Below are 5,700 nucleotides of genomic sequence, written 5' to 3'. Positions count from 1 at the left end.
AGCGGCGCCAGGGCCCGCCCGAACCGCTCGGCCCAGGCCGCCGACACCGCGTCCACCGCGGCCACCGTCCCGTGCCCCGCCGCCTGCCCGCCCGCCGTGCGCAGCAGCCGCAACGCCGTGGCGACGTCTCCGCTCAGCATCGCGACCGCCCCGCACTCGCGGAAGGCGATGGAGGCCCGGCAGGCGGCCTCGTACGTCGCGGCCACCGGGGAGGTGGGGGAGGCGGCCGGGGTCTCGGCCAGGCAGATCAGATGGATCCCGGCCGCCGCGCCCGCCCCGGCCAGCCGTGCGGTGGTCTCGCGCAGCATCGCCGTACCGGGGTCGCCGTCCAGGACGACCACCGTGTGCGGACCCTTGTGGGAGCGGGCGGCCTCGGCCACCGCGGCCCGGTCCAGATGCGGCCAGCCGGGGCCGAGCGGGCCCTCGTCGAGGCGGCGCACCAGCTCGGCGGTACGGGCGGCCGCCTGCTCACGGTCGTACGCGAGGAGCAGCCGGCAGTCCTGCCCGTGCGTCGGGCGCAGATGCGGCAGCCACCCCAGCCAGGACCACTCGCGCCGTCGTTCCTCCAGCGGGCGGGCGCGGTCCGTGCTGATGAGGACGATCTCCAGGTCGAACGGGGAGTGCAGCGCGGCGAGCTGCGCCACCGTCGCCCGGGCCAGCCCCGCCAGCCGGGCGCGCGGACCGGCGAGCCCCAGCGAACCGGCCTCCCGCAGCCCCACGGTCACCGGCACGGCGGGCACCTCGGCCCGGTCGGTCGTGCCGAGCCGCACCACCAGCGCCTCCGGGTGCTCCGGGTGGCGCTCCCAGAGCCGGGGCCCGGGCCCGAGCGCGGTCAGCAGCACGGCGGCCGGATCGGGCCAGGTGCCCTCGGGGGCGGAGGCCAGCGCGGAGAAGGGCGAGCCGGGGGAGGCGGGCGAGGCGAGATGCCCGGCCCCCGACGCCTGGCTGCCGGAGAGGTCGGTTGAGCCGCCCGGTGAACCATGGGAGCCCGCTGCGGAGCCATACGTTCCGGAGTCGTACGCCCCGGAGTCGTACGCCCCGGAGTCGTACGTACCGGAGTCGTACGCACCGGAGCCGTACGCACCGGCAGATCCATGCGTCTCGGAGCCGTACGCGCCCGCCGGTCCATGCGCCCCGGATCCGTACGGCCCTGTTCCGCGCGCCCCTGATCCGTGCGCCGTCGATCCGTGCGCCGACGCGGCGCCCGGGTCGTCCGGGGTGCGGGTGGCGCCGTACGCGTCGGGGCCGCCGGAGGTCCTGGACCGGCCGCCCCCCGTCTCCGGGCCCGTCGCCTGCTCACCCTTCGCGCCGCCCTTGAGCCGCCTCGCCCAGGCCCCTATGCCGCGCCGGGGCGCCGGGGCGTCGGTGAACTCCTCGCCACGGGCATGCGCCCCGTGCCCGGCCTCGGCGTGCTCCGGCCAGGAGCCCTCGTCGGGGGCGGAGGAAGCGGCGGCGGAGGCGGGGGGTGAGAACGGGGAGGCTGGGCCGGACGCGCCGGGTCCGGATGTCCGGGTCGGTGCGCCGTGCGCGTGGCCGGGGCCCGGGCCGCCGTGGTCGGAGGGGCCGGCGGCGAAGGGCGCACCGGTGCCGTGGCCCGGGGCGGAGGGCCCCGTCTCGGCGCGGGTCACCCGCAGATGCCCCTCGCCGTCCGGGGCGGTCGGCAGCGTCGCCGGACGGGAGCCCGCGGTGAGGCGGAGGGCGGATTCGCCGAGCCGCAGCAGCGCGCCGGGGGCGAGGCGGACCGGCCGTTCGTGCACCTCGACGCCGTCCAGCGAGGTGCCGTTCGTCGAGCCGAGGTCGGCGACCGAGACCCGGCCGTCGTCGGAGACCGTCACCGCGCAGTGCAGCCGGGAGACGTCCGGGTCGTCGAGCGGGACGTCCGCGTCGGCTGAGCGGCCGATCCGGATCTGCCCGCCGTGCAGCAGATGGACCCCGCCCGCGTCCGGCCCCGCCACCACGTGCAGCTGGGCCGGAACGGCGTCGTCCGTCGCCTCGTCGTCGCCGGGAACCTGGAGCGAGAGGACCGCGCCGTCCACCAGGGGCGGTTCGCCCAGCGCGATCCGGTGCCCGTCCAGCCGCTCCCGTCCGGCGAAGAGCACGACCGCTCCGCCGCCCTGGGAGCTCTCGGGCCCCGACACGGCGGCGGCCAGCTGGGAGGCGACGGCCGCCAGCGCCGTCCCGGCGGGGGCGGTGACGAGCACGTCGCAGGTGCGCGCCGGGGTCTGGCCGCTGCGCGGCGCGAGGACGGTCAGCCGGATCTGCATCGCCGTCAGCGGTCCCTTCTGCGCGGGGGTGCCCGGCAGGGGAAACGCCCTGTGATTCCCCCCACCCGGCACGGACACGTCGTCCGTACAGGTCGTCACGCACCGCGAGACTCCGAGCCCGCAGATCCGTGCTGGAGGCATCCTCGCACCTGCCACTGACAACACGCCCGGCGGTCACCTTTAAATGATCTTGAATGGTCGGCTGTGGGCGCAAAAGTGCCTGCTTGCGTCCGGATCCCGCCGCTCGGAGGGGTTCCGTGGCAGATACCTGCACCGAGCCGGGCCGGAACCCGCACCCGCGCCCGAACGTTCGTGCGCCCTGGGGTCGGCCGTGCGGCAACCTTCCGCCCGGTCTGCGCGTCTTCCCCCGAAACGCGAGCCCCCGATGCCCCGTTCGGCGGCACTACAGTGGGCCGGAACATTCGGGCACCCTCTCAGGGGACCGCAAGCACCACGATCAGCAGGGAGCGCATGACGTGCGGCCGGTAGGCAGCAAGTACCTGCTCGAGGAGCCGCTCGGGCGCGGCGCCACGGGCACCGTCTGGCGAGCCCGCCAGCGGGAGACCGCGGGCGCCGAGGCAGCCGTCGCGGGTCAGCCCGGCGAGACCGTGGCCATCAAGGTCCTCAAGGAGGAGCTGGCCAACGACGCCGATGTGGTGATGCGGTTCCTGCGGGAGCGCTCCGTCCTGCTGCGGCTCACGCACCCGAACATCGTGCGCACCCGCGACCTCGTCGTCGAGGGCGATCTCCTCGCCCTGGTGATGGACCTGATCGACGGCCCCGACCTGCACCGCTACCTCCGCGAGAACGGCCCGCTCACCCCGGTCGCCGCGTCGCTGCTCACCGCGCAGATCGCGGACGCGCTCGCCGCCAGCCACGCCGACGGCGTCGTCCACCGCGACCTCAAGCCCGCCAACGTGCTGCTCGACGAGCGCGACGGCGGCATGACCCCGATGCTCACCGACTTCGGCATCGCGCGCCTCGCCGACTCCCCGGGCCTGACCCGGACCCACGAGTTCGTCGGCACGCCCGCCTATGTCGCGCCGGAGTCCGCCGAGGGCCGCCCGCAGACCTCCGCCGTCGACATCTACGGCGCGGGCATCCTGCTGTACGAGCTGGTCACCGGCCGTCCGCCGTTCGCCGGGGGCACCGCCCTCGAAGTCCTGCACCGGCACCTCAGCGAGGAGCCCCGCCGGCCCTCCACCGTGCCCGCGCCGCTGTGGACGGTCATAGAGCGCTGCCTGAGCAAGGACCCGGAGCGCCGGCCCAGCGCCGAGAACCTGGCCCGCGGTCTGCGTACGGTCGCCGCGGGCATCGGCGTCCACGCGAACTCCGCCCAGATCGCCGCCGCCGACGGGGTGGGCGCCCTGCTCGCCCCCGACCCGGCGCCCGCCGCGGTCCCGGAGACCCCGGGCGCGGCCGACCCCACGCAGGTGCTGCCGAGCAACGCGGGCTCCTACGACCCGGCCGCCGCCACCAGCGTGCTCCCGCAGACCGGACCCGGCGGCCAGGGCGGACCCGGCGGGCACGCCGACCCGACCGCCGTCATGCCGCCCGTGCCGCAGCACCCCGACGGGCCGCCGCAGCCGGACGGCCCGCACCCCTGGCAGTCGCAGCTCCAGGCGGCCCGCGACCGCAACGAGCAGACTCAGGTCCAGTACCTCGACCCGAGCCAGGACCCGCTGCGCCGCCGCCCCCAGCGCCAGGCACCGCAGCAGCAACACCAGCAGCAGCAGCCCCAGCGCCGCCAGCCGCCTCCGCAGCACCAGCAGTACCCGCCGCAACACCAGCAGCAACAGCACCAGCCGCAGCGCTACCAGCAGCCGCAGCAGCCCCAGCAGCAGCAGTACGCGCCCCCGCAGCCGCAGCAGCCCCAGCAGCCGGCCGCGCGCCCGCCGCGCGAGCCGCGTCCGCCGAGGCAGCGCGGCGCCAACCCGATGCGCATCCCCGGGCTCGGCTGCCTCAAGGGCTGCCTGTTCACCGTGGTGCTCCTGATCATCGCCGGCTGGCTCATCTGGGAGCTGACCCCGCTCCAGGACTGGGTCGCCCAGGGCAAGGGCTACTGGGAAGCGATCGGCGACGCGATCGGCACGGTCACCGACTGGATCTCCAAGGTCGGCGACGAGGTCGGAGGCTCGGGCGGAGCCTGACCCGGCATGGCCTGACCCGCAACCCTGTCCCTTTGTCGACTTCTCCGGGCCTATTTGGCCCGGAGAAGTCGAGGTCGGTGCCATCCAGGGCACGTGACACCCCGAACGCCGCGTAACTTTGTCGACCGGGGGTCCACCGCCAGCCGCTGAGGGAGCAGTCTTGGCACGGAATATCGGCAGCCGGTACACGGCGCACCAGATCCTGGGGCGCGGCAGCGCCGGCACGGTATGGCTCGGCGAAGGGCCCGAGGGCCCGGTCGCCATCAAGCTGCTCCGTGAGGACCTCGCGTCCGACCAGGAGCTCGTGGGCCGCTTCGTACAGGAGCGCACCGCCCTGCTCGGACTCGACCACCCGCACGTGGTCGCCGTCCGGGACCTCGTCGTGGACGGCAACGACCTGGCCCTGGTCATGACACTCGTACGCGGCACCGACCTGCGCACCCGCCTGGACCGCGAGCGCCGCCTCGCCCCCGAGGCCGCCGTCGCGATCATCGCGGACGTCGCCGACGGGCTGGCCGCCGCGCACAAGGCCCAGGTGGTCCACCGCGACGTCAAGCCGGAGAACATCCTGCTCGACATGGAGGGCCCGCTCGGCCCCGGCGGCGCCCACCCGGCCCTGCTCACCGACTTCGGCGTCGCCAAACTGATCGACACCCCGCGCCGCACCAAGGCCACGAAGATCATCGGTACGCCGGACTACCTGGCCCCCGAGATCGTCGAGGGCCTGCCGCCGCGCGCCGCCGTCGACATCTACGCGCTCGCGACCGTGCTGTACGAGCTGCTCGCCGGATTCACACCCTTCGGCGGCGGCCACCCCGGCGCGGTCCTGCGCCGCCATGTCACCGAGACCGTCGTCCCGCTCCCCGGCATCCCCGAGGAGCTCTGGCAGCTCCTGGTCCAGTGCCTGGCCAAGGCCCCCGCCTCCCGGCTGCGCGCCTCGGAGCTCGCCGTACGGCTGCGCGACCTGCTGCCCCTGCTGGCGGGGATACCGCCGCTGGAGGTGGACGAGCCGGGCCCGGAGGAGAGCGACCAGCAGCCCGCCGCCTACGACGAGCAGCAGTACACCCCGGCCGCCGAGGAGCCCCGCCGCCGCGGGGCGGTCCCGCTGGTGCCGGGCTCCGCGCCCGACTCCAACCGGGACACCCACACGAGCATGCGCGTCCCGGCCCCGGACGAGCTGGCGGGCGGCCCGCTCGGAACGGCCCGCGCCCCCCGCGCCCCGGGCCGGCCCCGGCCCGGCTCCGCCCGCAACAAGGCGGCCGCCGTCCGCAAGCGCCGCCTCACCC

At 75.9% G+C, this 5,700-nt stretch carries 3 protein-coding genes; 2 read left to right on the top strand and 1 reads right to left on the bottom strand.

Annotated elements, in window-relative coordinates; genetic code table 11:
- A partial coding sequence (locus G3I54_RS26860; RefSeq protein WP_164617973.1) for an FHA domain-containing protein occupies positions 1 to 2,264 on the bottom strand: 2,264 nt, incomplete at its 3' end.
- Between the two features lie 476 nt (positions 2,265 to 2,740).
- Here G3I54_RS26860 and G3I54_RS26855 point away from each other — a divergent pair.
- Together G3I54_RS26855 and G3I54_RS26850 are read left to right on the top strand one after the other, a co-directional pair.
- Entirely contained in the window at positions 2,741 to 4,414 is a 1,674-nt protein-coding gene (locus G3I54_RS26855) for a serine/threonine-protein kinase (RefSeq protein WP_164617970.1), read from the top strand.
- A 160-nt stretch (positions 4,415 to 4,574) separates the two neighbouring features.
- Positions 4,575 to 5,700: serine/threonine-protein kinase (locus tag G3I54_RS26850; protein ID WP_164617968.1), on the top strand; the 1,126-nt coding region annotated here is incomplete at its 3' end.

The organism is Streptomyces sp. SID14515 (assembly GCF_010548505.1).
GTDB classification, from domain to species: Bacteria; Actinomycetota; Actinomycetes; order Streptomycetales; family Streptomycetaceae; genus Streptomyces; species Streptomyces caviscabies.
This window is presented reverse-complemented; position numbering and strand designations above follow the sequence as displayed.